24 protein-coding genes are annotated in these 26,094 nt (G+C 66.9%); 13 read left to right on the forward strand and 11 right to left on the reverse strand.

Annotated features, from left to right (window positions below):
- The first annotated feature begins 112 nt into the window (after positions 1 to 112).
- Positions 113 to 1,393 carry an MFS transporter gene (locus tag Q5Z10_RS07085; protein ID WP_303638540.1) on the forward strand — a complete coding sequence of 427 codons (1,281 nt, stop codon included), beginning with the start codon at positions 113 to 115 and terminating at the stop codon, positions 1,391 to 1,393.
- Here the strand turns inward: Q5Z10_RS07085 and Q5Z10_RS07090 are convergent, their stop codons facing one another.
- Both Q5Z10_RS07090 and Q5Z10_RS07095 read right to left on the reverse strand, forming a co-directional pair.
- A complete protein-coding gene (locus Q5Z10_RS07090) occupies positions 1,394 to 1,855 on the reverse strand; it encodes a bacteriohemerythrin (RefSeq protein ID WP_303638541.1) in 462 nt (153 codons plus the stop codon). It lies immediately after the preceding gene.
- 85 nt (positions 1,856 to 1,940) lie between these two features.
- Positions 1,941 to 3,284: a diguanylate cyclase gene (locus Q5Z10_RS07095; protein WP_303639153.1), complete on the reverse strand. Its 1,344-nt coding sequence runs from the start codon at positions 3,282 to 3,284 to the stop codon at positions 1,941 to 1,943.
- Positions 3,285 to 3,444: 160 nt separating this feature from the next.
- Between Q5Z10_RS07095 and Q5Z10_RS07100 the strand changes: the two genes are divergently transcribed.
- Positions 3,445 to 3,870, forward strand: a complete 426-nt coding sequence (locus tag Q5Z10_RS07100) for a hypothetical protein (RefSeq protein ID WP_303638542.1) — start codon at positions 3,445 to 3,447, stop codon at positions 3,868 to 3,870.
- A gap of 103 nt (positions 3,871 to 3,973) precedes the next feature.
- On the opposite strand, the gene Q5Z10_RS07105 is transcribed toward Q5Z10_RS07100, so the two are convergent.
- Together Q5Z10_RS07105 and Q5Z10_RS07110 are read right to left on the reverse strand one after the other, a co-directional pair.
- Entirely contained in the window at positions 3,974 to 5,584 is a 1,611-nt protein-coding gene (locus Q5Z10_RS07105) for an MASE1 domain-containing protein (RefSeq protein ID WP_303638543.1), read from the reverse strand.
- Between the two features lie 212 nt (positions 5,585 to 5,796).
- Positions 5,797 to 7,074 (reverse strand): NAD(P)/FAD-dependent oxidoreductase, encoded by a 1,278-nt coding sequence (locus Q5Z10_RS07110; RefSeq protein WP_303638544.1) that lies wholly within the window; start codon positions 7,072 to 7,074, stop codon positions 5,797 to 5,799.
- 160 nt (positions 7,075 to 7,234) lie between these two features.
- Here Q5Z10_RS07110 and Q5Z10_RS07115 point away from each other — a divergent pair, with 160 nt between their 5' ends.
- The 8 genes from Q5Z10_RS07115 (at position 7,235) to Q5Z10_RS07150 (ending at position 16,575) form a co-directional block, all read left to right on the forward strand.
- On the forward strand, positions 7,235 to 7,990 hold the full coding sequence (locus Q5Z10_RS07115; RefSeq protein WP_303638545.1) for a gamma-glutamyl-gamma-aminobutyrate hydrolase family protein: 756 nt from the start codon (positions 7,235 to 7,237) through the stop codon (positions 7,988 to 7,990).
- A 2-nt stretch (positions 7,991 to 7,992) separates the two neighbouring features.
- A complete protein-coding gene (locus Q5Z10_RS07120) occupies positions 7,993 to 9,387 on the forward strand; it encodes a glutamine synthetase family protein (protein ID WP_303638546.1) in 1,395 nt (464 codons plus the stop codon).
- A 91-nt stretch (positions 9,388 to 9,478) separates the two neighbouring features.
- A complete protein-coding gene (locus Q5Z10_RS07125) occupies positions 9,479 to 10,588 on the forward strand; it encodes a polyamine ABC transporter substrate-binding protein (protein WP_303638547.1) in 1,110 nt (369 codons plus the stop codon).
- Positions 10,589 to 10,877: 289 nt separating this feature from the next.
- Positions 10,878 to 12,017 (forward strand): M35 family metallo-endopeptidase, encoded by a 1,140-nt coding sequence (locus tag Q5Z10_RS07130; RefSeq protein WP_303638548.1) that lies wholly within the window; start codon positions 10,878 to 10,880, stop codon positions 12,015 to 12,017.
- Between the two features lie 182 nt (positions 12,018 to 12,199).
- Positions 12,200 to 13,336 carry an ABC transporter ATP-binding protein gene (locus tag Q5Z10_RS07135; protein ID WP_303638549.1) on the forward strand — a complete coding sequence of 379 codons (1,137 nt, stop codon included), beginning with the start codon at positions 12,200 to 12,202 and terminating at the stop codon, positions 13,334 to 13,336.
- The gene (locus tag Q5Z10_RS07140) at positions 13,333 to 14,265 is read left to right on the forward strand and encodes an ABC transporter permease subunit (RefSeq protein WP_303638550.1); all 933 of its coding nucleotides are present in this window, start codon (positions 13,333 to 13,335) and stop codon (positions 14,263 to 14,265) included. Before Q5Z10_RS07135 ends, Q5Z10_RS07140 begins: the two co-directional genes overlap by 4 nt.
- Positions 14,262 to 15,104 carry an ABC transporter permease subunit gene (locus tag Q5Z10_RS07145; protein WP_106550353.1) on the forward strand — a complete coding sequence of 281 codons (843 nt, stop codon included), beginning with the start codon at positions 14,262 to 14,264 and terminating at the stop codon, positions 15,102 to 15,104. Before Q5Z10_RS07140 ends, Q5Z10_RS07145 begins: the two co-directional genes overlap by 4 nt.
- Before the next feature lie 106 nt (positions 15,105 to 15,210).
- Positions 15,211 to 16,575, forward strand: a complete 1,365-nt coding sequence (locus tag Q5Z10_RS07150; RefSeq protein WP_303638551.1) for an NAD-dependent succinate-semialdehyde dehydrogenase — start codon at positions 15,211 to 15,213, stop codon at positions 16,573 to 16,575.
- 81 nt (positions 16,576 to 16,656) lie between these two features.
- Here Q5Z10_RS07150 and Q5Z10_RS07155 read toward each other — a convergent pair whose 3' ends face one another.
- From Q5Z10_RS07155 to Q5Z10_RS07185, 7 genes are all read right to left on the reverse strand, one after another.
- Complete coding sequence (locus Q5Z10_RS07155; protein ID WP_303638552.1) at positions 16,657 to 17,679, reverse strand: magnesium and cobalt transport protein CorA; 1,023 nt, start codon at positions 17,677 to 17,679, stop codon at positions 16,657 to 16,659.
- Between the two features lie 6 nt (positions 17,680 to 17,685).
- Positions 17,686 to 18,927 carry a lipoprotein N-acyltransferase Lnb domain-containing protein gene (locus Q5Z10_RS07160; RefSeq protein ID WP_303638553.1) on the reverse strand — a complete coding sequence of 414 codons (1,242 nt, stop codon included), beginning with the start codon at positions 18,925 to 18,927 and terminating at the stop codon, positions 17,686 to 17,688.
- The gene (locus Q5Z10_RS07165; RefSeq protein ID WP_303638554.1) at positions 18,924 to 19,805 is read right to left on the reverse strand and encodes a CorC family transporter; all 882 of its coding nucleotides are present in this window, start codon (positions 19,803 to 19,805) and stop codon (positions 18,924 to 18,926) included. The genes Q5Z10_RS07160 and Q5Z10_RS07165 overlap by 4 nt, the downstream gene beginning before the upstream one ends.
- A gap of 64 nt (positions 19,806 to 19,869) precedes the next feature.
- The gene (locus Q5Z10_RS07170) at positions 19,870 to 20,427 is read right to left on the reverse strand and encodes a hypothetical protein (RefSeq protein ID WP_303638555.1); all 558 of its coding nucleotides are present in this window, start codon (positions 20,425 to 20,427) and stop codon (positions 19,870 to 19,872) included.
- Positions 20,428 to 20,505: 78 nt separating this feature from the next.
- On the reverse strand, positions 20,506 to 21,099 hold the full coding sequence (locus Q5Z10_RS07175) for a hypothetical protein (RefSeq protein WP_303638556.1): 594 nt from the start codon (positions 21,097 to 21,099) through the stop codon (positions 20,506 to 20,508).
- A 51-nt stretch (positions 21,100 to 21,150) separates the two neighbouring features.
- Entirely contained in the window at positions 21,151 to 21,636 is a 486-nt protein-coding gene (ybeY, locus tag Q5Z10_RS07180) for an rRNA maturation RNase YbeY (RefSeq protein WP_303638557.1), read from the reverse strand.
- Positions 21,633 to 22,619 (reverse strand): PhoH family protein, encoded by a 987-nt coding sequence (locus Q5Z10_RS07185; protein WP_303638558.1) that lies wholly within the window; start codon positions 22,617 to 22,619, stop codon positions 21,633 to 21,635. The genes ybeY and Q5Z10_RS07185 overlap by 4 nt, the downstream gene beginning before the upstream one ends.
- 465 nt (positions 22,620 to 23,084) lie before the next feature.
- Here Q5Z10_RS07185 and Q5Z10_RS07190 point away from each other — a divergent pair, with 465 nt between their 5' ends.
- From Q5Z10_RS07190 to Q5Z10_RS07200, 3 genes are read left to right on the forward strand one after another with little or no spacing between them, the layout of a single operon-like run.
- Positions 23,085 to 24,041, forward strand: a complete 957-nt coding sequence (locus Q5Z10_RS07190; protein ID WP_303638559.1) for an HlyD family secretion protein — start codon at positions 23,085 to 23,087, stop codon at positions 24,039 to 24,041.
- A gap of 20 nt (positions 24,042 to 24,061) precedes the next feature.
- Positions 24,062 to 24,985, forward strand: a complete 924-nt coding sequence (locus tag Q5Z10_RS07195) for an ABC transporter ATP-binding protein (protein ID WP_303638560.1) — start codon at positions 24,062 to 24,064, stop codon at positions 24,983 to 24,985.
- A complete protein-coding gene (locus tag Q5Z10_RS07200; protein WP_303638561.1) occupies positions 24,982 to 26,094 on the forward strand; it encodes an ABC transporter permease in 1,113 nt (370 codons plus the stop codon). The genes Q5Z10_RS07195 and Q5Z10_RS07200 overlap by 4 nt, the downstream gene beginning before the upstream one ends.

Genomic DNA, 26,094 nt, shown 5'->3' on the forward strand with positions numbered 1-26,094 from the left:
CTGGCGGGTGGCCCGAAAAGTTTCGTTGGCATCGGTGTCGGCTGAAACCATCGCCCCGGGCGACCACCGCCCCGTGGCAGAATCGGCCGATCTACTGTTATCCGTACTGCCGATGTCGACGATCGCTGCTGCCGCGCCACCCGTGAATTCCCCCCGTCGTGTACTGGCGGCCAGCCTGATCGGCACCACCATCGAGTTCTTCGACTTCTACATCTACGCCACGGCGGCAGTGCTGGTATTTCCGCACCTGTTCTTCCCGGACAGCAGCGAGCAGGCGGCCCTGCTGCAGTCGCTGGCGACCTTCGCGGTGGCGTTCATCGCGCGCCCGGTGGGGTCGGCGGTGTTCGGCCACTTCGGCGACCGCATCGGCCGCAAGGCCACGCTGGTCGCGGCGCTGCTGACCATGGGGCTGTCGACAGTCGCTATCGGCCTGCTTCCGACCCATGCGCAGATCGGCCTGTGGGCGCCGGCGCTGTTGGCGCTGTGCCGTTTCGGCCAGGGCCTGGGGCTGGGCGGCGAATGGGGCGGGGCGGTGCTGCTGGCCACCGAGAACGCGCCACCGGGCAAGCGTGCCTGGTACGGCATGTTCCCGCAGCTGGGGGCGCCGCTAGGCTTCCTGCTGTCGGCCGGCATCTTCCTGGTGCTCGGCCGTTCCATGGGCCAGGACGATTTCCTGCAGTGGGGCTGGCGCATTCCGTTCGTGGCCAGTGCGCTGCTGGTGGGGCTGGGACTGTGGGTGCGGCTGAACATCCACGAGACCCCCGATTTCCAGAAGGCACTGCAGCGGCGTGCGCCGGTACGGCTGCCGATGTGGACGGTGCTGCGTGACCATCCGCTGCCGATGCTGCTGGGCACGCTGGGTGCGTTCGCCACCTTCGTGCTGTTCTACCTGATGACGGTGTTCAGCCTGGGCCACGGCACGGCGGTGCTCGGCTACAGCCGCGAGCAGTTCCTGCTGATGCAGATGGTGGCGATGCTGTTCTTCGCAGTGGGCATCCCGTTGTCGGCACGCTACGGCGACCGCTGGGGGACGCGCCGCACGATGGCCATCGCCAGCCTGCTGATCATCGGCTTCGGGGTGGTGTTCGCACCGCTGTTCCAGCCCGCCAGCCCCTGGCTGGTGCTGGCCTTCCTGTGCCTGGGCCTGTTCCTGATGGGGCTGACCTACGGCCCCTGCGGTACCTTCCTGGCGGAGATCTACCCGGTGGAGGTGCGCTACACCGGTGCGTCGCTGTCCTTCAACCTGGCCGGCATCCTGGGGGCAGCGCCGGCGCCCTACCTGGCCACTTGGCTGGCCGAACGCTACGGGCTGGTGGCGGTGGGCTATTACCTGTGCCTGACTGCCGTGGTGACCCTGTGTGCGCTGCTGGCCCTGCAGTACCGCCGGCAGTGATCAGCCGAAGAAGCGCTTGAGCGTGCGTCCCAGCCAGCCGCCGCTCTGGTGCTCGCGGGCAAACTGGTTCAGGTGCTGCTTGACCTGTTCGGCATAGGCCTGGTCATCGCCACGGATGTGGTTGAACAGCCAGCGCGAGAGCATGGTGCGCAGCTCGTCGCTGATGTCCTCGCCGGCCTGGAAGCGCAGGCGGTATTCGGCCACGCGCTTGATGAAGACTTCATGCACGCGCTTGTGCGCGGCACAGAACGGGTAGCCCGCTTCCTCCATCAGCTCCTCTTCGAACGCGAAGTGCGACAGGGTGTAGTCCACCACTTCGTCGATCACTTCGCCCACCGCCGCGCGCTGCATGCTCTTCTGCGCCACATGCAGATGGTTGAGCATTTCGATGATGCGGCGGTGTTGCTGGTCGATCACATCGATGCCGATGTTCAGATCGTCCTGCCAGACCAGTAGTGCCATCCCCGGCTCCCCTTCATGCTGATGTCGGGGCCGACTGTAGAGACGCCGCCCGCAGGCGGCGTTGATCTGGATCAAGGCGCGCGGGTCAGGACATCGCCGGTTCGCGCGGGCGCAGCGGGCTGGCCACCGTGGTGCAGCTGACGCGGTTGCGGCCACCGGCCTTGGCCAGGTACAGCTGCCGGTCCGCTTCGGATATCAGCCGGTGCAGCGCGTCACGCTGCGGGCGCAGGCAGCACAGGCCGATGCTGACGGTCATGCGCAGGGTGGCAGTACCGATATCCACTTCCAGCGCGGCGATGCGCTGGCGCAGTTCCTCGAAGTACTGCAGCGCTTCGTCCTGCTCCATGTCCGGCACCAGCAGGCAGAATTCCTCCCCACCGAAGCGCGCGATCAGGTCCTGGTGCCGCGCGTGGTCGCCGACCGCACGGGCCACCGCACGCAATGCGTCGTCGCCGGCTTCGTGGCCGTGGGTGTCGTTGATGTGCTTGAAATGATCGATGTCGATCATCGCCACCGCCACGCACTGGCCATGCAGCTGCAGCTGCGGCAGCTGGCGCTGGCTCTGTTCCAGGAAGCAGCGGCGGTTGGGCAGGCCGGTGAGGAAATCGCGGGTGGCCAGGTCCTGCAGGGTGCCGATTAGTTCCAGCTGGTCCACGTTCTGCGAGACCCGGCAGAAGAACTCCTCGCGCGAGAACGGTTTGCGCAGGAAGTCGTTGGCGCCGTTCTTCAGGAAGCGCGGGATCAGCGAGGCATCGGTATTGCCGGAGATGCCGATCACCGCCACCTTGTCGCGCGAGCGCAGGGTGCGCAGGCGGCGGGTGAATTCCACGCCCTGCATGCCCGGCATTTCCTGGTCGACCACCGCCAGCCGGATCGCCGGGTGCGCTTCGATGGCGGCAAGGCCCTCGTTGCCGTCGGCCGCTTCATGTACTTCATGCCCGTACATGCGCAGCAGCGCCGCGGCGTAGCCGCGTGCCGAGGGCGAATCGTCCACGACCAGCGCGGCGATGCGACGGTTGCGCTCCAGCCGCTGCACCAGCCAGACCAGGTAGTCGATGCTGCCGGGCGTGTTCTTCAGCACGTAGTCGATGATCTGCTGCTGCAGCACGCGCTTGCGCAGGTCCTCGTCGTACACGCCGCTGACCACGACCGTGGGCAGGTCGCGCTTGAGGAAGAAGTCGACCACCGCGTCGCGGTCGCCATCGGCCAACACCAGCCCGGTCAATACCAGGAACCAGCCATCCTCGCTGCTGAGCAGGCGATCAGCTTCGGCAAGGGTGGAGGCGACCACCACCGGCAGCTCCAGGCGTTGCTCGATTGCTTCACGCAGCATGCTGGTGAACGCGCGCGAGTTTTCCACCAGCAGGATCCGCTGGGGCAGGGGATCGGCCAGGTCGCCATCCAGAGCGGCCTGCGACAGGACGGGCATGATGCGGTGGCTCACGAGAGGTCTTGGCACGGTTAGCGGCAGTTCCGGGCGCGACTTTAGGACGAAAACGTCCGTGTTCGTGGCCTGGCCCATTGACGGGACCGGAAACGGTTAGTATCTGCTGGAGGTTCCCGACGTCAACTTCGACCTGGAGGTCACTGTGCGATTTTCATGTTTTGGTGCGGCCACTGCATTTCTGATTCTCGCCGCTGCCCCGGCATTCGCGGGCGGTCCGTCGGATTTCCATGGAAAGCCGCTGGCAACGGCTGGATTGGGGCAGGCCAGCCCGGCCGCGATCAATCTGAGCCAGGATCCCAGCTGGCAGCTGTTTGGATTCCAGCGTGATGGAATCACCTATCTGCAGGTCAACGACTTGCTCGGAAACGTGCAGTTGATCATCGGCAATGCCGGAGGTACGTACTGGGTGCTGCCGGCAGGCAACAACGCGGCCCGGGTGTCGCTGCCCCAGCAGCAGCTGCAGATACCGGCAGGTGCCAGCCGTTCGCAGATCTACAGCGGCAGTGATTTCTCGCTGGTGCGTTACCGCAGTGGCAGCGACGTCGTCTGGGCGGTGGAAACGCCGTAAGGACGGGGCAACGCGCAGCGGTGCAGGCGGGTCCTGCGCCGCTGCGGTTGCCGCCACGCCGGCGGCGCCCATGCGGCCGGTCAGGGCCTGGCGCGCATCGGTGTCAGGCCTGGGTCTGCGAGCTTCCCTGGCCGAAGGCCGTCACGTGATCCATGGCGTTGAACGATGCCATGCCGAGCGCGGCGGCATCACCGGTCTCCACCATCGCCATCCGTATCCGGTTGCGATGGCACTGCACCGTTCCGCCATAGGCAATGGTCCGCCCGGCCAGGCGCTCGACCGTGGCGGCGACCGTGGACGGCGACAGGCTGCGGAACGAGTCCAGCAGCGCCACCGTCATCACGATGCCGCGGCGCCCTCCGGTCTGGCCGCAGCGCACACGGATGCGGATCTGGCCGGCTTCACAGTGGATCAGCAGTGAAACGGCGTCGGTAAGGGCACGGTAGGCGGCCAGCTGCAGGCCGACGCTGAGCTGGCAGGGGTCACCGAGCAGGCAAGGGCGCATCACCCGATGGCTCAGCTCCCAGGTTTCGCGGACGCCGCCGGCCTGGAGGGCGACATACAGCCCCAGATGTTCCAGCGCTGCGGGGTAGACCATGCTGGTCTGCTCCCGGAACTGTCGTGAATGGACCGAGGCCATGTGCAGGAGGCTGTTGGCGATGGTGGGGTGGCCCTGTGCATTGAGCCAGTTCACCACCTCGCTGAGCGAGGTGTCGATGCCGTCGCCCAGCTTCCGCAGGTGCCGCGCCCTTTCGCGAAGTTCAAGCTCGCTTGCCACCAGTGAGTTGCGCGCATGCATGAGTGCATCCCTTTCACCCACCTCGCCCAGGCGCGAGCGGTGGTAGTAGTGGGTGATGCGCGATCCCAGCACCAGCAGTGCGGCGCCGGTGACCGCCATGACCTGCTGGGCCGCGAAGGCGGCTGGGTCGAATGCGCCGGTGTAGGGGCTGGGCGTGGTCAGACCAATGATCAGGTTGAGCGACGGCACGCCGATCGCCGCACCCCGCCAGCCGTACAGGCAGGTCAGCACGACCACCGGCAGCGCCATCAGCAGCTGCATCGACGTCTTGGCGTTGACCTCGTCCAGCGGCAGCTGCGCGGCATACAGGCCGATCATCGCCATCAGCGTCAGCGCGGCGAGTGCAGGCGGGGCGAAGCCCGATGTCCAGGGGGCGTTGCTGCTCCGTCGAGTCCACAGCAGCACCAGCGGTGCAAGGGTGAGGATGCCGATGAAATCGCCGACCACCAGGCGCGCGATGCTGGCAAGCACCGGCATCTCCGGTGGTGTCGGCCAGAGCAGGTGTGCCAGCATCAGATTGAGCGCCGTGACCACCAGCGCCGAAGCCGCGGCGACCGAAATCAGCCATGCGTTGCGGGTGGTCACCATCATCCTGCGGTGCAGGTGCACGATCAGCATCACCGCGGGCATCAGCAGTGCCGAACCCAGCACGATCCAGGCCAGCCCATACTTCCCGATCATCGGTACGCGCATCTGCGCGAAGTAGGCGTATTCGCCAAGCAGCAGGTACGGCCACCATCGCGGGGGGAACAGCAGTACGGCGGCGACGCGGACGCCGGCGGGCAGATAGAACTGGTCGAGCGACAACTGGCGTGACGCCCAGCATGCGACGGCATACAGCAGCGCCAGGACCAGCCCCGCCGGGCGGATACGCAACTTCAACTGCAGGCCTTCATTCCACCAGTTCAATCGCACTTCTCCCTCGAGTACGTTCCCTGTCAGCATCCATTCGCCGCGGGACCCGGTTCTGAGGGACGGTATCGGCATGAATTGGATAATGCAATTGCCGATGCGATCTGCTGATCAAGTGAGAATTACGTCACGCCTTGTGCCGGGTCGATCTTCACATGCGGCAAAGGACGCGGAAACACCTGCGGGTCGGTAGTTCCCCCTGTCGAATCACGGTCTCACCACAGCGCATCGCGCAGCTTGTACCAGGACATGGCCGCCACCAGCAGCGGCATGCGCAGCAGCCGCCCGCCCGGGAAGGGGGCATGCCGCAGCCGCTGGAACACGTCCAGGCGTTCGCTCTGCCCGGCAATGGCGGCGGCGATCACTTCACCGGCCAGCCCGGCCGCTGCCACGCCGTGGCCGGAGAACCCCTGCGCGAAGTACAGATTTCCATCCAGGCGGCCCCAGTGCGGCGCCCGGTTGCGGGTGATGTCCACGTAGCCGCCCCAGACCTGCTGCAGGGGCACGTCGCCCAGCTGCGGGAACACCTGGTGCATGCGCCGTTGCATCACCCGGTGCAGGCCCGGCGGCGGTAGCGCCGAATAGCTGGCGCGGCCGCCGAACAGCAGGCGGTGGTCGTGGCTGAGCCGGAAATAGTCCAGCGCCCAGGCGGTATCGGAGACCGCCATGTTGTTGCCGATCAGGGCGCGGGCGCGCTCGGCCCCCAGCGGTGCGCTGGCGCCGATGTACGTGCCCACCGGCATGATGCGCCGTTCCAGCTCGGGCACCAGCCCCTGCAGCAGAGCGTTGCCGGCCACCACCAGCTGCGGCGCGTGCACGCTGCCGTGTTCGGTACGCAGCCCCGCCTGCGCGCCGCGTTGGATGCGGGTCACCGGCGACTGTTCGTGGATGACCACCCCGGCTGCGCGCGCGGCATCGGCCAGCCCCCGCGCGTAGGCCAGCGGATGCAGGTGCGCGCTGAGCGGGTCGAACATCGCCGCCCGGTATCGCGGGCTGTCCAGCTGCGCACGCAGGACATCGCGATCCCACCACTGCATCGGGTAGTCGTAGTGGCGCTGCAGGTGTTCGCAGCCGGCGCGCAGGTCGCGCTCGTGGCGCGCACGGATCGCCACGCTGGCGTGGCCTTGCACCCAGTGGCAGTCGATGCGATGGCGGTCGATGCGCGCGCGCATGGCCTGCACTGCATCGCGTGACCAGGCGAACAGATGGCGGGCGTCGTCGCGGCCCAGCTGCCGTTCCAGTTCGTCCACCTCGCAGCCGTAGCCGACCAGTGCCTGGCCTCCGTTGCGTCCCGACGCCCCCCAGCCGATCCGCTGCGCTTCCAGCAGCACGACACGATAGCCGCGCGTGGCCAGTTCGAGTGCTGCGGTCAGTCCGGTGTAGCCGGCGCCCAGTACGGCCACGTCGGCGTGCACATCACCGCGCAGGGACGGCAATGCTGCCGGTTCGGGCAGGCTGCTGGCATACCAGCTGGGCGGAAAGGCGGTGCTCATCGCAGGCCTGGCCACAGCAGGAGGGGGGAACGGAACGGGGCGGGTCGGTCGGGCTTCACGCCACTAGTCTGGCGCAACCGCGCCGCACATGGTGTGAGGGCAGCGGCTTGCCGTCGCCCGCGGCAGGCGGGTAACGTGACCGGACGCGAAGGAGTTCCCCATGCGCCGCCTGCCCTGGGTGGGCCTGCCCACCGACACTGCCGTGCACGGCCATCACCGGTTCGCGATGGCCGGCGAGAAGTATGTGCGCGCGCTGGCCGAGGCGGCGCAGGTGACGCCGCTGCTGCTGCCCAGCCTGCAGCCGCCGCTGCCATCGGCGGACTGGCTGCAGGGACTCGATGGGCTGCTGCTGACCGGTGCGGTGAGCAACATCGAACCCCAGCACTATGAAGGCGGGCGCAGCTGGCCGGGCAACCCGCATGATCCGGCGCGCGATGCCAACGCGTTCGCGCTGCTGCACGAGGCGCTGGCGCGCGACCTGCCGGTACTGGCGATCTGCCGCGGCTTCCAGGAACTGAACGTGGCCCTGGGCGGCAGCCTGCATCCGCAGGTGCACGCGGTTGCCGGGCTGGCCGACCATCGCGAGGACCCGGCGGCGGCGGTGGACGTACAGTATGGACCGGCGCATGCGCTCACCCTGGCCGAAGACGGGTGGCTGGCCGGCTGGCACGGGGGCACCCGCGCGCAGGTCAATTCGGTGCACGGGCAGGGCATTGCAAGGCTGGCCGATGACCTGCTGGTCGAGGCCTGGGCCGACGATGGGCTGGTCGAGGCGGCGCGCAGCCGACGCCATCGCTTCGTGCTCGGCGTACAGTGGCACCCGGAGTGGCGTGTCATGGATGCGCCGTTCTATCACGCTATTTTCCGTGCGTTCGGCCAAGCTTGCCGGCAGCACCACCTTCATCGACTGGATTGACCATGAGTTCCCGAACGCGCCCGCGCAAGACGGCCACGCCCGCCCCACCGCAGGAAAGCAGCCTGCTGCGGTGGCTGAAGGAACGGCGCATCACCGAGGTCGAATGCCTGGTGCCGGACATCACCGGCAACGCCCGCGGCAAGATCATCCCGGCCGACAAGTTCTCGCATGATTACGGCACGCGCCTGCCCGAAGGCATCTTCGCCACCACCGTCACCGGTGAATTCCCGGACGACTACTACGACCTGACCTCGCCGTCGGACTCGGACATGATCCTGCGCCCCGATCCGGACACGGTGCGCATGGTGCCGTGGGCCACCGACCCGACCGCACAGATCATCCACGACTGCTACACCAAGAGCGGCGAGCCGCACGAACTGGCGCCGCGCAACGTGCTGCGCCGGGTGCTCGATGCCTATGCCGAGCTTGGCCTGCGGCCGGTGGTGGCGCCCGAGCTGGAGTTCTTCCTGGTGCAGAAGAACACCGACCCGGATTTCCCGCTGCTGCCCCCGGCCGGCCGCTCCGGCCGCCCGGAAACGGCGCGGCAGTCGTATTCGATCGACGCGGTCAACGAGTTCGATCCGATCCTCGACCTGATGTACGACTACTGCGACGCGATGAAGCTGGATGTGGATACGCTGATCCATGAGTCCGGTGCCGCGCAGCTGGAGGTCAACTTCACCCACGCCGACGCCATGGACCTGGCCGACCAGGTCTTCCTGTTCAAGCGCACCATGCGCGAATCGGCCATGCGCCACGGCGTGTACGCCACCTTCCTGGCCAAGCCGATGGAGAACGAGCCGGGCAGCGCGATGCACATCCACCAGAGCCTGGTGCGCATCAGCGATGGTCAGAACGTGTTTTCCGGCGAACACGGCGGCGAGGATTTCAGCCCGCTGTTCGCCCACTACCTGGCCGGCCTGCAGAAGTACGTGCCGATGGCCATGGCGTTCTTCGCGCCGAACGTGAATTCCTACCGCCGCCTGGTGTTCGGCGAAGTCTCGCCGAGCAACGTGCACTGGGGCTTCGACAACCGTACCTGCGGCCTGCGCGTGCCGCTGGATACCCCGGAGAACATGCGGGTGGAAAGCCGCTTCGCCGGTTCCGATGCCAATCCCTACCTGGCGATGGCGGCGACCCTGGCCTGCGGCCTGCTCGGCATCCGCGAGCGCCTGGCCCCGGACGCGCCGGTCACCGGCAGCGCCAAGGAACTGGGCTATGACCTGCCGCGTTCGCTGGGTGAGGCGCTGGATGGGCTGGAACAGTGCAGCGAACTGCAGGCGCTGCTCGGCGAGCGTTTCTGCCGCGCCTACATCTCGGTCAAGCGCAAGGAATATGAGACGTTCTTCCGCGTGATCAGCTCGTGGGAACGCGAGTTCCTGCTGCTCAACGTGTGAAGGGCGCGAATAGAAAAATCCGTCGGCGGGGGGTAGGCTTGCACCCGTCGCCGGCCCGGCCGGCCCCCCTTCCCGCATTCTGGAGCACCCGATGAAGCTGCGTATCCTCACGCTCGGCCTGGCCTCCGCCATGCTTTCCGCCTGTGGCGGCGGCAACGGCGGCGGACAGGACAGCCAGGTCCTGAACGTCTACAACTACAGCGACTACATCGCCGAGGACACCATTCCCAACTTCGAGAAGGAGAGCGGAATCAAGGTGACCTACGATGTGTTCGACAGCGATGAGATGGTCGAGACCAAGCTGCTGGCCGGCAACAGCGGCTACGACGTGGTGGTGCCGACGCTGAACTTCTTCGGCCGGCAGATCCAGGCCGGCGTGTTCCTGCCGCTGGACAAGTCGAAGATCCCCAACCTGGCCAACCTCGACCCGGCGGTGATGAAGCGCATCGCCACCCAGGACCCGGGCAACCAGTACGGCGTGCCCTACATGATCGGCACCACCGGCATCGGCTACAACGTGGACATGCTGAAAGAGCGCTTCGGCGGCAGCGCCGAGATCGCCAACAGCTGGGACCTGGTGTTCAAGCCGGAGAACATCAGCAAGATGAAGGACTGCGGCGTGACCATCCTGGACACGCCGGCCGACATGATTCCGATCGCGCTGCACTACCTGGGGCTGGACCCGCACAGCGCCGACCCGGCCGAGCTGCAGAAGGCGGCCGACCTGCTGAAGTCGATCCGCCCGTACGTGCAGAACTTCCATTCCTCGCAGTACGTGGGTTCGCTGGCCAACGGCGGTACCTGCCTGGTGGTCGGCTGGTCGGGTGACATCATCCAGGCCCGCGACCGCGCCGAAGAAGCCAGCAATGGCGTGCACGTGGCCTATTCGATCCCGAAGGAAGGTGCTCCGCAGTGGTTTGACATGCTGGCGATCCCGAAGGACGCCAAGCATCCGGAAGCGGCCTACCAGTTCATCAATTACCTGCTGGAGCCGAAGGTCGCCGCGGCCAACACCAATTTCATTCATTACGGCAACCCGGTCCCGACCGCGACGCCGCTGGTGGACGAGGCGATCCGCACCGATCCCACCATCTATCCGCCGGCCGACGTGGCCGCGAAGATGTTCACCTACTCGATCAACACGCCGGAGACCGACAAGCTCTACACCCGGCTGTGGACCGAGGTGAAGACCGGCAGGTAAGGGCTGGCTGGCAGAGGGGGCCGACCATTGGTCGGCACGCCTTCAGGCGGCGGCACATGCTGCGGAGGCTTTCAGCGATAGAAGCAGCCGATGATGGAATGCGCAGTGGGACGGGCCCGGGTTGAAGCGGAGTAGTCGCTTTTCCCCAGCCGAGAATTCCCTGGAGCAGGGTAGGGCGCCCGGACTGTGGGGAAAATGGCGGTCGGATCAGTATTCGTTCGTCGATCGCTTGCATTTTCCTTGTGATGCCACGGATGCTCGTTATCCATGCATCTCAAGGAAGTGAGCAATGAAAGCCCTGTCCTGGATCGGTTCCGTAACCATGTTTCTGGCCTGGGCTGCTCCCGCAAATGCGCAGTTGTCCGTGCAGATGAAGGAGGCAGCTGGAACCGCCACGGCTGACGTCGTGGTCGACGTCACCTATATCAATTCCGGAGCAGCGGCGCTCAGTATTCCCGAGCGGGGGCTGCCCAGAGTCCTGCACGATGGAAGACTGTGGAATGATACATTCCTTGTCATTGCGCAGGATGGAAGCGCAGCGGCATATCGCGGAATCATTGCCCACCTCAGTGCCGCTGCTCGGGCGAAGACAGTGACGCTGGCGCCAGGGCAGCGGCTTGTACGGCAGGTCAATCTTTCCCGGAACTATGAGCTTCGTCCTGGTCAGACATACAGGATTTCTGCCCCGGTTCTCAGATACCGGATTCTTGGCAGTACGGAGGCCGCAGGAGCGGCCGCGATCGGCAAGGAGGCTTCTACCGCTCCCGTTTCGATGTTGATAGTCGCCCCGCTGCCTCGTGCAGGCCGGAGCGCAGAAACCGCGCCGCAGGAGGCATCCCGATCAGCATCCTGCCCGCCAGACCGTTTGAAAGACGTTGCGGCGGGGATTACCGCTGCGGCAGGTGTCGCTCGCAGTTCGAGGAGCTATCTGGAGTCGCTTTATGGATATGAGGTCGGAGAATCATCCATCATTGTGACTTTCAATGAGACTGCTCGCTACAGGTCGTGGTTTGGTGAGCATGGTGATCCCAATGTCGAAAGTCCGGTCAACGACCGTATCAGAAAGACAGTCTCGGGAATCGCTACCCGGTTCGCATTGCTCAAGCCACCCTCTTGCGATTGCCCGGAAGAGCTGGTTGGAGACACCAATGCCTGGATCTCTACTGCAGTTCCTTATGTTTTGAATTACTGCCCGCGTTTTTTCGATCTCCCGGTAGGTCCCAATGTGCCCTCTGGATCAAAGGCGGCGACCATCTACCATGAGGTAACTCACTTCGCTGATGCGTACGCGCTTGCAACCACAGACCTGGACGAGCAGTTTCCAAGCCCGGAGGACGCCCGCTATGTCGCCAGGACGGCACGCGATCTGGCGGCCGAGCACGCGTACGGGTATGAGTACTTCGCCGACAATCATGGCAACGAGGACTGATCGGCCAAGCTGAAAGGTAGTGTTATTTTGTAACAATTGTCACGTGGCATGGGTAAGTGGCGGTAGCGGTGGGAGCCGGCGCGCGATGCCCTGACGGCTTGCTGCCACAGCCCGTCATATCCCCTACGGCCCCCGGCCGGTAGAATGGCGCCCGCTGTCCACCGCCCGCTCCCGGAGCCCCCATGCCCGTTGAAGCCCAGCCGGAAGCCACCGTCGTCGACACGAGCGGTGTGCCCGGCTATCTCTCCATCCGCGACCTGCGCAAGGAATTCGATGGCTTCGTCGCTGTCGACGATGTCAACCTGGACGTGCGCAAGGGCGAGATCTTCGCGCTGCTCGGTGGCTCTGGCAGCGGCAAATCGACCCTGCTGCGCTGCCTGGGCGGCTTCGAGACGCCCACCCGCGGCAGCATTACCCTGGATGGCCAGCGCCTGGACGCGCTGCCGCCGTACCAGCGGCCGGTCAACATGATGTTCCAGTCCTACGCCCTGTTCCCGCACATGACGGTCGAGCAGAACATCGCCTTCGGCCTCAAACAGGACGGAATGGCCAAGGACGCGATCGGCAGGCGTGTGGGCGAGATGCTGGAACTGGTGCAGATGGGCCACCTCGGCAAGCGCAAGCCGCACCAGCTGTCCGGTGGCCAGCAGCAGCGCGTGGCGCTGGCGCGGTCGCTGGCCAAGGGGCCCAAGCTGCTGCTGCTGGACGAACCGATGGGCGCGCTGGACAAGAAGCTGCGCTCGCAGATGCAGCTGGAACTGGTCAGCATCATCGAATCGTCGGGCGTGACCTGCGTGATGGTCACCCATGACCAGGAGGAGGCGATGACCATGGCCACCCGCATCGCGGTGATGGACGCCGGTTGGATCCAGCAGGTCGGCAAGCCCGATGAGGTCTACGAGCAGCCGGCCAACCGTTTCGTCGCCGGCTTCATCGGTTCGGTCAACCTGTTCGATGGTGTGATCGACGAAGACCTGCCCGAATACGTGACCGTGCGTTCGCCGCTGTTTCCGGCGCCGGTCTACATCGCCCATGGCATCACCTGCTACGAGGGCCAGCCGGTGGCATTCGCACTGCGCCCGGAGAAGGTGATGATCGGCAAGGACGAGCCCGAGGGTCACACCAACAAGGCGCAGGGCGTGATCGAGGACATCGCCTACTTCGGCAGCCATTCGGTCTACCACGTGCGCCTGCCCAGCGGCGCCAAGGTGCTGGCCAACTTCGCCAACTCGCAGCGCTGGGCCAGCGATGGCCTGACCTGGGGCGACGAAGTCTGGGTGCACTGGCGCGACAACGATGGCGTGGTGCTGACCTCATGAGCGCGGCGGGCCTGAAGCGCTGGCTGCCGGGGCTGCGCGGCACGGTGATCGGCATTCCCTACCTGTGGCTGCTGCTGTTCTTCGCGGTGCCGTTCCTGATCGTGCTGATGATCAGCTTCTCGCACAGCCGGGTCGGCTCGCCGCCGTACACCTGGCTGCTGCAGTACGTGGACGGCGCGTTCTCGCTCAAGCTCAACCTGGAGAACTACCTCGCGCTGTTCCGCGACTCGATCTATGCGCAGGCCTTCCTGAGCTCGATCAGGATCGCGGCCATCTCCACCTTCCTCACCCTGCTGATCGGCTACCCGATGGCCTATGCCATCGCCCGCCTGTCGCCGGCCGCGCGCAACGTGGCGATGATGCTGGTGGTGCTGCCGTCGTGGACCTCGTTCCTGATCCGTGTGTATGCGTGGAAGGCGATCCTGGACCGCAACGGCCTGCTCGACCAGTTCCTGCAGTTCACCGGCCTGCAATCGCTGATGACCCGCATGGGGCTGCCCAGGCTGCAGCTGATCGACACCCCGACCGCCGCCTACATCGGCATCGTCTACTGCTACCTGCCGTTCATGGTGCTGCCGCTGTATGCCAACCTGGTCAAGCACGATCATCGCCTGCTGGAGGCCGCGTACGATCTCGGCGCCAAACCCTGGCAGGCCTTCCTGCGCATCACCCTGCCGCTGTCGAAGGCCGGCATCATCGCCGGCTGCATGCTGGTGATGATCCCGGCGATCGGCGAATTCGTGATTCCGGAAATGCTGGGTGGCTCGGAAACGCTGATGGTCGGCCGCCAGCTGTGGAATGAATTCTTCAACAACCGCAACTGGCCCGGTGCCTCGGCGATGGCGGTGGCGATGATCCTGTTGCTGCTGGTACCGATCCTGCTGTTCAACCGATCCCAGCAGCGCCTGCTGGAAGGGAAGCAGGCATGAGCCCGCGTACCGCCAAGGGGCTGGGGCTGGGCGTGCTGCTGCTCGGTTTCGCCTTCCTGTACCTGCCGATCCTGCTGCTGATGTTCTACTCGTTCAACAGCTCGCGGTTGGCGATGGTCTGGGCCGGGTTCTCCACCCGCGCCTACAGCGATCTGTTCGCCGACCGCGCGCTGATGGATGCGATGTGGACCAGCCTGGTGGTCGCGTTCTGGACCGCCTGCACGGCCACCGTGCTCGGCACGCTGGCGGCGATGGTGATGACCCGCTTCAAGCGCTTCCGTGGCAAGCCGCTGTTCGGGGCGCTGGTCACCGCACCGCTGGTCATGCCCGATGTGATCCTGGGCTTCTCGCTGATGGCGCTGCTTGCATCGATGGGCGCGATTCCCGGTTTCCCGGCGCGCGGACTGGCCACGATCTGGATCGCCCACGTCACCTTCACCCTGTGCTTCGTCACCGTGGTGGTGTCCTCGCGCCTGCAGGAAATGGACCTGTCCCTGGAAGAGGCGGCAATGGACCTGGGCGCGAGCCGGCTGACCGTGTTCGGCCGCATCACCCTGCCGATCATCGCGCCGGCGCTGGTGGCCGGCTGGCTGCTGGCCTTCACCCTGTCGCTGGATGACGTGGTGGTGGCCAGCTTCGTTGCCACGCCCGGTTCGACCACGCTGCCAATGAAGGTGTTCGCCTCGGTGCGCATGGGCATCAGCCCGAAGATCAACGCATTGGCGACCCTGCTGGTGTCGGCGGTATCCATTGCCGCAGTGATCGGCTGGTACATCAACGCCCGCGCCGAGAAGCGGCGCCAGCGCGACCTGCAGCTGGCGCGGCAGGACAACGGCTGAACCGGCGGCCCGCGGTCCTGCATCGCGGGCCACCCGGCGGGCGCCCGGCAACATCCGGCTCACGGGCACCGGCGCACAATGGGGGTCTATCGGATGGAGACCCCCAATGACCGTCGAGATCGTCAATCCGGCCACCGGCCTGGTGACCTACCGCCATGAACTGATGAGCAGCGCCGACATCGAGCAGCGCCTGCAGGCGGCGGCCGAGGCATTCCCGCGCTGGACCGCGTGCTCGCTGCAGGAGCGCGGCGCCATCCTGCGCCAGATCGCCACGCAGCTGCGCGCGCGGCGCGATGACCTGCAGCAGGCCATGACCAGCGAGATGGGCAAGCTGAAGGCCGAGGCACTGGCCGAGGTCGAGAAGTGCGCGGCGACCTGCGAGTTCTACGCCGACCACGCGGCCGACTATCTGAAGCCGCAGCTGATCGACACCGAGGCCCAGCGCAGCTACGTGCGCTACGAGCCGATCGGCTGCGTGTTCGCGGTGATGCCGTGGAATTTCCCGATCTGGCAGGTGTTCCGTTTCCTGGCCCCGGCATTCATGGCCGGCAACGTGGCCGTGCTCAAGCACGCCAGCAACGTGCCGCAGTGCGCCGACCTGATCCTGGCGGTGTGCCGCGCCGGTGGGCTGCCCGACGGCGTGTTCGATGTGCTGCATATCGACAATGACCAGGCTGCCGAGGTGCTGCGCGACCACCGGGTGAAGGCGGTGACCCTGACCGGCAGCGAGCGGGCAGGGCGCTCGATCGCCTCCAACGCCGGAAGCCAGTTGAAGAAGTCGGTGATGGAGCTGGGCGGCAGCGATGCGTTCGTGGTGCTCGACGATGCCGACCTGGACACGGCTGTCGCCGCAGCGGTGAAGTCACGCTTCGACAACAGTGGCCAGACCTGCATCGCCGCCAAGCGCTTCATCGTGGTCGAAGCGGTGGCCGATGCGTTCACCCGCGCGTTCGTCGATGCGGCCGCCGAACGCCAGTATGGCGATCCGAACGCGCGCGGCACCACGCTGGCTCCGATGGCGCGGGCCGATCTGCGCGATGAACTGCACAAGCAGGTGCAGGCCAGCGTCGACAAGGGTGCCCGGGTGCTGCTTGGCGGCGAGCCGGTTGCCGGCACGCACGCGGGGTATCCGGCCACCGTGCTGGACCAGGTGGCGCCGGGCATGCCGGCCTACGACGAGGAGCTGTTCGGACCGGTGGCGGCGGTGATCCGGGTCAGGGACGAGGACGAGGCGCTGCGCGTGGCCAACGACAGCCGCTTCGGCCTCGGCGGCAGCGTGTGGACGCGCGACCCGGTGCGGGGCGAACGCTTCGCCCAGCGCATGGAATGCGGTGCGGCCTTCGTCAATGCCATCGTCAAGAGCGATGCGCGGCTCCCGTTCGGCGGCAGCAAGGCGTCAGGGTTTGGCCGCGAGCTGGCCGACCACGGCATCCATGAGTTCATGAACATCAAGACCGTCTACGTGGCCTGATCCACCAGCCTCTGTAGAGTCGCCATGCTCGGCTGGTGCAGCCCGCATCCGTCGAGCAGGGCGCGACGCTGCAGGAACGCGCTACAACCACTTCGCGCGCTTGAACAGCCGGTACAGCCCCACGCACACCCCACCCACGCCGACGATCATCAGCGGGTAGGCCCAGGGCTCGCTCAGTTCGGGCATGTGGCTGAAGTTCATGCCATACCAGCTGGTGATCAGAGTCGGCGCCGCCAGCAGCGCGGCCCAGGCGCCGAGACGCTTGACCGTCTCGCCCTGTGCCAGGGTCACCAGCGAAAGGTTCACGCTCAGCGCAGTGCCGAGCATCTCGCGCAGGGTGTCGATCACATCGCTGATGCGCACGGCGTGGTCGTGCACGTCGCGCACATACAGCTTGACCTCGTCCGGGATCAGATCGCCCTGGTAGCGCCGGATCTGCGCCAGTACGTCCTGCAGCGGCGCCACCGCCATGCGCATCTTGTTCAGTTCGCGCTTGAGTTCGTACAGCCGCACCACCGTGCTGCGTTTGTAGGTGTCGGCGAAGATGTCCTTTTCCAGCAGATCCAGCGTGTCGCGGAAGCGGTGCACGATCGGCAGGTAGTTGTCGACCACGAAGTCGGTCACCGCGTACAGGCAGTACGACGGGCCCATCTTCAGCAGCTGCGGCTCGCGCTCGACCCGGGCACGCACCGGCGCGTACGACAGCGAAGCGCCGTGGCGCACCGTCACAAGGAAGCGCGGGCCGAGGAAGGCATGGGTTTCACCGTACTGGATGCGCTCGTCGACCATCTGCGCGGTGGTCACCACCACGAACAGCGAATTGCCGTAGGTCTCGACCTTGGGCCGCTGGTGCGCGTTGCGCGCATCCTCGATGGCGAGGTCGTGCAGGCAGAATTCCTCCTGCAGTTTCAGCAGGACATCGTCGTTGGGGTCGTACAGGCCGACCCAGACGAAGCCGTTGCCACTGGCGATGACATCGCTGATGGCGTCCAGGCTGATGTCGTGGCGTTTGCCGTCGTCATCGTAGTGGACGCAGTTGATGACGCAGGTCGGGTTGGCCGAGGCCGGGGTGGAAGCGGAGGCGGGCAATGACATGCCCGCCATCGTGCGTCAGTGCCGTGTTTCGGACAAGTGAGGACGACGCCCGAGCACCCAGGCCAGCGCAAGGTGGACCGGCAGCAGCAGCACGATCCACTGCACGTTGTACTGTGCCTGCAGGCTCAGCCAGTGCAGTACCAGCGCGGCCACCGCCTGTACCGCCAGCAGCCACAGCACGACCCTGAACATGCGCCCAGGCACGCGCCGGCGCAGCAGCGCGATCGCGCCGGGCAGCAGCAGCACCGCCAGCGGCGACAGCAGCAGCAGGTTGCGGTTGGCCCAGGCGGCGTAGTGGGTGCTGAAGCCCCACAGGAACACCAGCAGGCCGCCGGCGATGGCACACAGCAGCCACAGCGGCAGTGCCAGCCCGGCCAGCAGGCGTGGCCGGCTGCGCAGTGCCAGTACACCCGCGGCGATCACCAGGCCGCACAGCAGCCACGGCCACCAGCGGCGCGCGAACTCCCGGGGTTCGGGATCGATGCGGTGCGGCAGCAGTTCCTGCTCGGACTGCACCAGCGGCCGGCCGTCACTGTTGCGCGCCTGGCGCAGGGCATCGGCCAGCCGCATCGGCACGAACGCTTCCTGCCAGCGCGACAGTGGCTGGTCGGCGAAGGGGCCCAGGCCGATATCGAAGCCCAGCCACATCCACGGCGCCGGCGAGGCCAGTCGCACCGATTCACTGCGGTAGGTGTTGCCGCGCGAGCGCCCGGACAGCTGCGACTGCAGGCTGCCGCCCAGTGCCTTGTCCAGCGTGTCACGCACCATCGTCGCGCAGTTGGCGGTGTAGTAGTCGTAGTGGTAGCGGGCGTTCTCCGGCTTGGCGCGCTCTGCCAGGTCGGCGGCCAGCGCACGTGCCTGCTCCGGGCGCAGGTCCAGCCACTGCACGCTGGCGCCGCGGCCGGTTTCGTCGTAGTACGACAGGTCCTGCTGCAGCGGCAGCGCCACCAGGTAATACATCATGTCGCCGCGCACGAAGCGGCCGATGAAATCCTGTTCGGACGGATCGAAGTAGCCGAAGTTGTACGAGATCGCTTCGCCGCTGACCGGGTCGAGCACCACGATGGCATCGTGGCCGAAGCGCTCGAAGAACACCGTGCCCGGCTGCATCGTCACCACCCCGACCCGCGGCGCCGGCGCCGCGGCCGCAGCGCTCGGCACCGCTGCGACGGGCTGCGCGGACGCGGCCAGCGGCAGGGCTGCGGCCAGCACGCACAGGACCAGCCACAGGCTGAGGATCAGGCCGCGGCGCTTCAAGCGTCGTCCTGCGCGTCCGGTGCCAGCACCGTCACATGGAAGGCCTGGACCCGGCGCGCATCGGCGCGGGCCACGCGGAACATGAAGCGGTCCAGCGCCAGCTCATCGCCGACTTCCGGCAGATGGCCCACCGCTTCGGTGACCAGGCCGCCGATGGTGTCGTAGTCCTCATCGGAGAAGCTGGCGCCGAAACGCTCATTGAAATCGCCGATCGGGGTCAGCGCGTCGACCACGTACTGGCCGTCGGCCTGGATCGCGATCTGTGCCGAGGGATCCTCGGCCTCGTCGTGCTCGTCGTCGATCTCGCCGACGATCTGCTCCAGCACGTCCTCGATGGTGACCAGGCCGGCGACGCCGCCGTACTCATCGACCACGATCGCCATGTGGTTGCGCGACAGCCGGAACTCCTTCAGCAGCACGTTGAGCTTCTTGGCTTCGGGGATCAGCACCGCCGGGCGCAGCAGCTCGCGCACGTTGCCGGGCCCGTTGTCGGCGACCACGCCGCGCAGCAGGTCCTTGGCCAGCAGTACGCCAAGGATGTCGTCCTTGTTCTCGCCGTGCACCGGGAAGCGCGAGTGGCCGGATTCGACCACCTGCCTCATCAGCTCCAGGAAGGGCGCTTCGACCGGCAGCGAGACCATCTGCGAGCGCGAGATCATCACGTCGCCCACGGTCAGCTCGGCCACTGAAATGGCGCCTTCCATCATCTTCAGGGTATCGGCGGCGATCAGCCCTTCTTCCTGCGCGGTGTGCAGGACCGCAACCAGCTCGTCGCGGGTGTGGGGTTCGCCGGAGAACGCGGACGTCAGGCGTTCAAGCCAGCCGCGCTTCTTTTCACTGTGCTCCGCTGGGGAGCTACTACTGTCGTCTTCTGACATCTCTGGAAAAAAGGCACCCGGCAGGCCGGGCGATGGCCCAAGTCTAGCAGGATGTGCGGGCCTGTCAGTGACTGCCGGTGGCCGGGGCGGGGGCGGCCGGGGCCGCCTCCTCCTCCTCGGGCAGGTCCAGGCTGTAGGTGCAGCCGGCCAGGGTCTTGCCGGGGTGGGAGGCCACGGTGGAGACGCTGAGGATGATCGACTCGATCTGGGCCTCGCCGCTGGTCGGGTCGGTCACGTCGCGGCTGACCAGCTCGCGGCCGGCCATGAACTTGCCGTCCTGGTCATAGCCGGTTTCCAGCGCCAGCCGCTTGGCCAGCGGGCGTGGATCGGCCTGGTCCAGCACCGCCATGACGCTGGCCCCGGCCACCGCCACGCGGTCGGTCTGCTGGCCGAATACGGTCACCGGGCTTGCCAGCCGATACTCGCTCATGAACTGGTTGGACTGCGGCAGCGGCTGCAGGCCGTTGGCCACGGCCTTCAGCGGGTCGGCCAGCAGTGGCGCCAGTGCAGCATGCTCGGCCACGCCCTGGCGGCATTCGATCAGCGCGGGCAGGTCCAGCGGCGCGGCGGAGACAGCCGGCGCAGCGGCCAGCAGCACGGGCAGGAAACGCAGCAGTGACATCGCGGCAGGGTCCGATCAGCGGCAGGGAGGCTGTGCATGGTAGCGGCGCCCGCTGCCGCCGGCGAGCCATCGCCGTGGTCAGCGCCGGACGGGCGTCCACTCGAATCTGACCGGAAAACCGAGCCGCGCCTCCAGGTGTCCACCTACCGCCGCGGCGGTGGCGCGGTTGCCGGCGGTGTCATCGAGCTGCACATACAGTTCGCCGGTCTTCACGTCCAGGCCATGGCCTGTGCTGTCCGGCAGCTGCTCGAGCAGCCAGTCGCGCTGGGCGCGCATGCGCTGCGTCATCGTGGCTTCGGTCAGCGCTGCGCCGGTGCGGTAGTGCACATGCTGCGGGCCGTCGGCGCCGGCGTGGACTTCATCGGCCACCGGTGCGTTGCCGGTCAGCCGCACCACGGTGTGCCAGCCCGGATCATTGTCCACCCAGAGACCTGCCAGCCGCGCCGCGTGCCGGGTTTCCAGGCGTTCGATCAGCGCCCGTTGCTGGGCGGTGGCGACGATGATGCGGGTGTCCTGCTCGCTGCTGCCGAAAAAAGCGCGCAGCTCGGCGACCTTGGCGCTGATGTCGGCCTCACGGTCGCTGACCGGAAACGGTGAGGGCCGCCCAGGATCGGGCATCAGGCCGGCCCCGGACTGCAGCAGCGCTGCAAGCAGAAGTGCGGGAGGGATCATACGGTGCTCCGGTTCCGTGAGTGCGGTGCCGGGACAGGGCCCGATGCGGCGTCAGCGCTCGCCCGCGTACGGGTCGTCGATGCCGAGCTCGGCCAGGATCTCGCGCTCGAGCTGCTCCATCGCCTCAGCTTCCTTGTCGTCCTCGTGGTCCCAGCCGAGCAGGTGCAGCACGCCGTGCACGGTCAGGTGCGCGTAGTGGGCGTTGAGCGCCTTGCCCTGTTCATCGGCCTCGCGGGCCACCACCGGGGCGCAGATCACCAGATCGCCCAGCAGCGGGAACTTGACCCCTTTGGGCAGGCCTTCGGGCACGTCGGCCGGGAAGCTGAGCACGTTGGTGGCGTAGTCCTTGCCACGGTAATGCCGGTTCAGCGACTGGCCTTCCTTGGCATCGACCACGCGGATGGCCAGGTCGGCCTCGCGGATGCGGCCCTTCAACGCGGCGGCGACCCACTTGCGGAAACTCACCGCGGCCGGCAGGCCGGTGCGGGGCAGGGCGTAGCTGACGGCGACATCCAGTCGCACCGGTCCACGGGTCATGGTGTTGCTCCAGGCTGGATCTGATGCAGGTCGCGGCGATCGTACGCGCTGACGATGCGCGCCACCAGCGGATGACGGACCACGTCGCGGGCTTCGAAGAAGGTGAAGCTGACCCCTTCCACATCGCGCAGGACGTCGATGGCATCGCGCAGGCCGGACTTCACGTGCTTGGGCAGATCGGTCTGGGTCAGGTCGCCGGTCACCACCGCAGTGGAGCCGAAGCCGAGGCGGGTCAGGAACATCTTCATCTGTTCGATGGTGGTGTTCTGGGCCTCGTCCAGGATCACGAAGGCATCGTTGAGGGTGCGCCCGCGCATGTAGGCCAGCGGTGCGATCTCGATGACATTGCGTTCCAGCAGCTTGACCACCTTTTCCACGCCCATCATTTCATACAGGGCGTCGTACAGCGGGCGCAGATACGGGTCGACCTTCTGGCTCAGGTCGCCGGGCAGGAAGCCCAGCTTCTCGCCGGCCTCGACCGCCGGGCGCACCAGGATCAGCCGCTGCACGCGCGATTCGTTCAGCGCTTCCACCGCGCTGGCCACGGCCAGGAACGTCTTGCCGGTGCCGGCCGGGCCGATGCCGAAGTTGATGTCGTGGGTGGCGATCTGGTGCAGGTAGCGGCCCTGGTTGGCACCGCGGCCGCGCACGGTGCCGCGCTTGACCTTGATCGCAACGTCCTGCGCTTCGTAGGAGCGCTCGGCGATCTGTTCCACGTTGGCCTGCGCCAGGCGCACATGGATGGCATGGTTGTCGAAGAGGGTCTCCGCCGCTTCCGCGTACAGCGCCTCGATCAGCTTCTGCGTTTCGGCGCTGGCTTCCTGCGGACCGGTGACCCGGAACACGAAGCCACGGTTGGCGATCTCCACACCGAGCTTCAACTCGATCTGGCGAAGGTGGCCATCGAAGGGGCCGCACAGGTTGGCCAGTCGCGCATTGTCTTCCGGCGACAGGGTGAAGTCTCGATGATCGATGTTTTTCATTGCTCGGGGTGGGGCGGACGCCTTCCACCGCAGTGTATTCAGGGAAGACAAGGGTAGCGCGCGCGCAGGGCGCACGGCCAGCAGACGGTCGATACAGCGTTTTCCACACCCGGTGTGGACGGGACTCCCGGAAACCTGTGGATAGACCTTCGCACTGCTTGTGCCACAAGGCCCATGAGGCCGTGGTGAAAAAACCGTCATGGGCGGCCGTCGCCATGGCGGCACGGGCGGGGCGCTGATCATGATGGACGTGCAGGTTTCGTTGCCGGGTGAGCAACACCGCCACCTGCTGCCGGATTTCCACAGCGGTTGTGGAATGATGCCCAATCAACCTGTGGACAGGTGGTGCGGAGCCTTGCAGCCAAAGGCTTCCCCGCGCGTGGTGAAAAAACCGTCAGGGCGGATCGGAATCATTGAGGGTACACGGGGCACATGGCACCGTGGCGCCGTCGCAGGAGGGGTGGCATGGGCATCGGCAACGGCATGCGTGGAATCGGACTGGCGGGCATCGGCCTGCTGGCGGGATGTGGGCAGTCAACGCCCACTGCGCTGGGCACGCTGGAGTGGGACCGGATCACGGTGCCGGCACCGGCGGCCGAAGTGATCGCCACGGTGGAGGTGCGCGAGGGCGAGCAGGTCAAGGCCGGGGCCGTGCTGATGCAGCTGGATCCGGCGCGCGGAGACGCGCAGTTCGCCGCCGCGCAGGCGGACACGGTGCGTGCGCAGGCGCAGCTGGAAGAACTGAAGATCGGCCCACGCCAGGAACAGATCGCGCAGGCCCAGGCGCAACTGGCCGCATTGCGCGCACAGGCTGCCGAAGCAAGCGCCTATTACCGCCGGGTCCAGCCGTTGGCACAGCAGCGCTTGATTGCCGCCGCTGAACTGGACCGCGCGCGCGCCGCCGCCGGCAATGCCGAGGCCAGCGTGCGTGCCGCCGAGCAGGCCTGGCTGGAGCTGGTGCACGGCAGCCGGGCGCAGGAGATCGCCCAGGGCCAGGCCGCCGCCGATGCCGCGCAGGCGCAGCAGGTGGTGCAGGGCGTGAACCTGCAGAAGCTGCAGTTGCGTGCGCCGCGCGACGGCGTGATCGATGCCCTGCCGTACCGGCAGGGCGACCAGGCGCCGGTCGGCGCGCCGCTGGCCGTGATGCTGGTCGGCGACCGCCCGTATGCGCGGGTCTACCTGCCGCAGCCGCTGCGCCTGCAGGTCAAGGTCGGGCAGGCCGCGCAGATACAGCTGGAAGGAGGCGGCACGGTGCTGACCGGGCACGTGCGCGCGATCCGCAGCGAGCCCTCGTTCACGCCGTACTACGCACTGACCGGTGAAGACGTCGAACGCCTGAGCTATCTGGCCGAGATCGAAGTGGACGGCAACAACGACGTGCGCAAACTGCCCGCGGGTCTGCCGGTACAGGTGCGCTTCTGAACACCGCTGCGGACATCGCGGTGCATGCGCAGGGCCTGACCCGCCGCTTCGGCGATCTGCTGGCCGTGGACAATGTCGACCTGACCGTGCCACGCGGGCAGGTCTACGGCTTCCTGGGGCCGAATGGATCCGGCAAGTCGACCACCATCCGCATGCTGTGCGGCCTGCTGGAACCCAGCGCCGGGCAGATCGAGGTGCTGGGGCTGGCGGTGCCGGAGCAGGCCGAGGCATTGCGCCGGCGCATCGGCTACATGACCCAGCGCTTCTCGTTGTATGAAGACCTTTCGGTGCGCGAGAACCTGGAGTTCCTCGCCGCCATCCAGGATCTGCCGCGCGCACAGGCGCGGCAGCGCGTCGATGCACTGCTGCAGCAGTACCGGCTGCAGGATCGGCAGCCGCAGCTGGCTGGCACGCTCAGCGGTGGGCAGAAGCAGCGCCTGGCCCTGGCCGGTGCTGTGGTGCACGCCCCCGAGCTGCTGTTCCTGGACGAGCCGACCAGCGCGGTCGATCCGGAATCGCGCCGCGATTTCTGGGAGGCCCTGTTCGAACTGGCCGACGCGGGCACCACCGTGCTGGTGTCGACCCACTACATGGACGAGGCCGAGCGCTGCCACCGGCTGGCCATTCTTGATCGCGGCGCGCTGGTGGCCGATGGCACGCCGGCCGAACTGTGTGCACGGCTGCAGGGGCGCACGCTGCAGGTCACCTCCTCGCAGCCACGCCAGGCCAGCCGCGCGCTGGCCGAACTGCCCGGCGTGCTGAGCGTGGCGCAGATCGGTACCCAGCTGCGCGTGCTGTGCAGCGAAGGGCAGGCCGATACGCCGGCACTGCGGCGGGCGTTGGCGGCTGCCGATCCCGGGGCCAGGATCGACGCGGTGGCGCCGAACCTGGAAGACGTATTCGTGGCCGCTACCCGCGGGCGGGGCCGGGAGCCGGCAGCATGAACCCGCGCCGCCTGTGGGCGATCATGCTCAAGGAGCTGCGGCAGCTGCGCCGCGACCGCATCACGCTGGCGATGATCGTCGGCATTCCGGTGATGCAGCTGCTGCTGTTTGGCTATGCGATCAATCTCAACCTGCGCCACCTCGACGCCGGCGTCGCCGACCAGGCCAACAGTGCCGCCTCGCGTGCGCTGGTGCAGGACATGGTCGCCACCGGGGTGATCACGCCGCGCAGCGAAGCCTATACGCCCGACCAGCTGATGCAGGCACTGCGCCGCGGCGAGATCAGTGTCGGCATCGTGGTCCCGGCCGACTTCGAACGTCGTCGCTTCGACGGACGCGAGGCGGTGCAGGTGCTGGTCGATGGCAGCGACACCGTGGTGCAGAGCGCGGCGATCCAGCTGGCGCAGGTGCCGCTGGATACGCGACCGACCAGCAACACCCGGCCGCTGCGCGAAGGCAGCATCGCCGGGGGTGCAATCAGTGTGACCAGCTTCTACAACCCGCAGCGGCGTTCGGCGGTGAACATCGTGCCGGGCCTGATCGGGGTGATCCTGACCATGACCCTGGTGATGTTCACGGCAGTGGCCGTGGTGCGCGAACGCGAGCGCGGCAACATGGAACTGCTGATCGCCACGCCGGTGTCGCGCAGCGAACTGATGGTCGGCAAGGTGCTGCCCTATGCGGCCATCGGCCTGCTGCAGACGACCCTGGTGCTGGTGCTGGGCACCTGGCTGTTCCAGGTGCCGATCCGCGGCAGTCTGCTCGATATCTACCTGGCCGCGGTGCTGCTGGTGCTGGCCAACCTGGCACTGGGCCTGCTGATCTCCACGCGCGCGCGCTCGCAGTTCCAGGCGATGCAGATGACCCTGTTCCTGTTCCTGCCGTCGATCCTGCTGTCGGGCTTCATGTTCCCGTTCGCGGGCATGCCGCGGCCGGTGCAATGGCTGGCCGAAGTGCTGCCGCTGACCCATTTCCTGCGCCTGGTGCGCGGCATCATGCTGCGTGGCGCCTCGCTGTGGGAGCTGTGGCACGACGCACTGGCACTGCTGGCCTTCATCGTGGTGATGATGACGCTGGCGATCCTGCGTTTCCGCAAGCGATTGGATTAG

Source organism: Stenotrophomonas sp. 704A1, assembly GCF_030549525.1.
Taxonomy (GTDB): Bacteria; Pseudomonadota; Gammaproteobacteria; order Xanthomonadales; family Xanthomonadaceae; genus Stenotrophomonas; species Stenotrophomonas tuberculopleuritidis.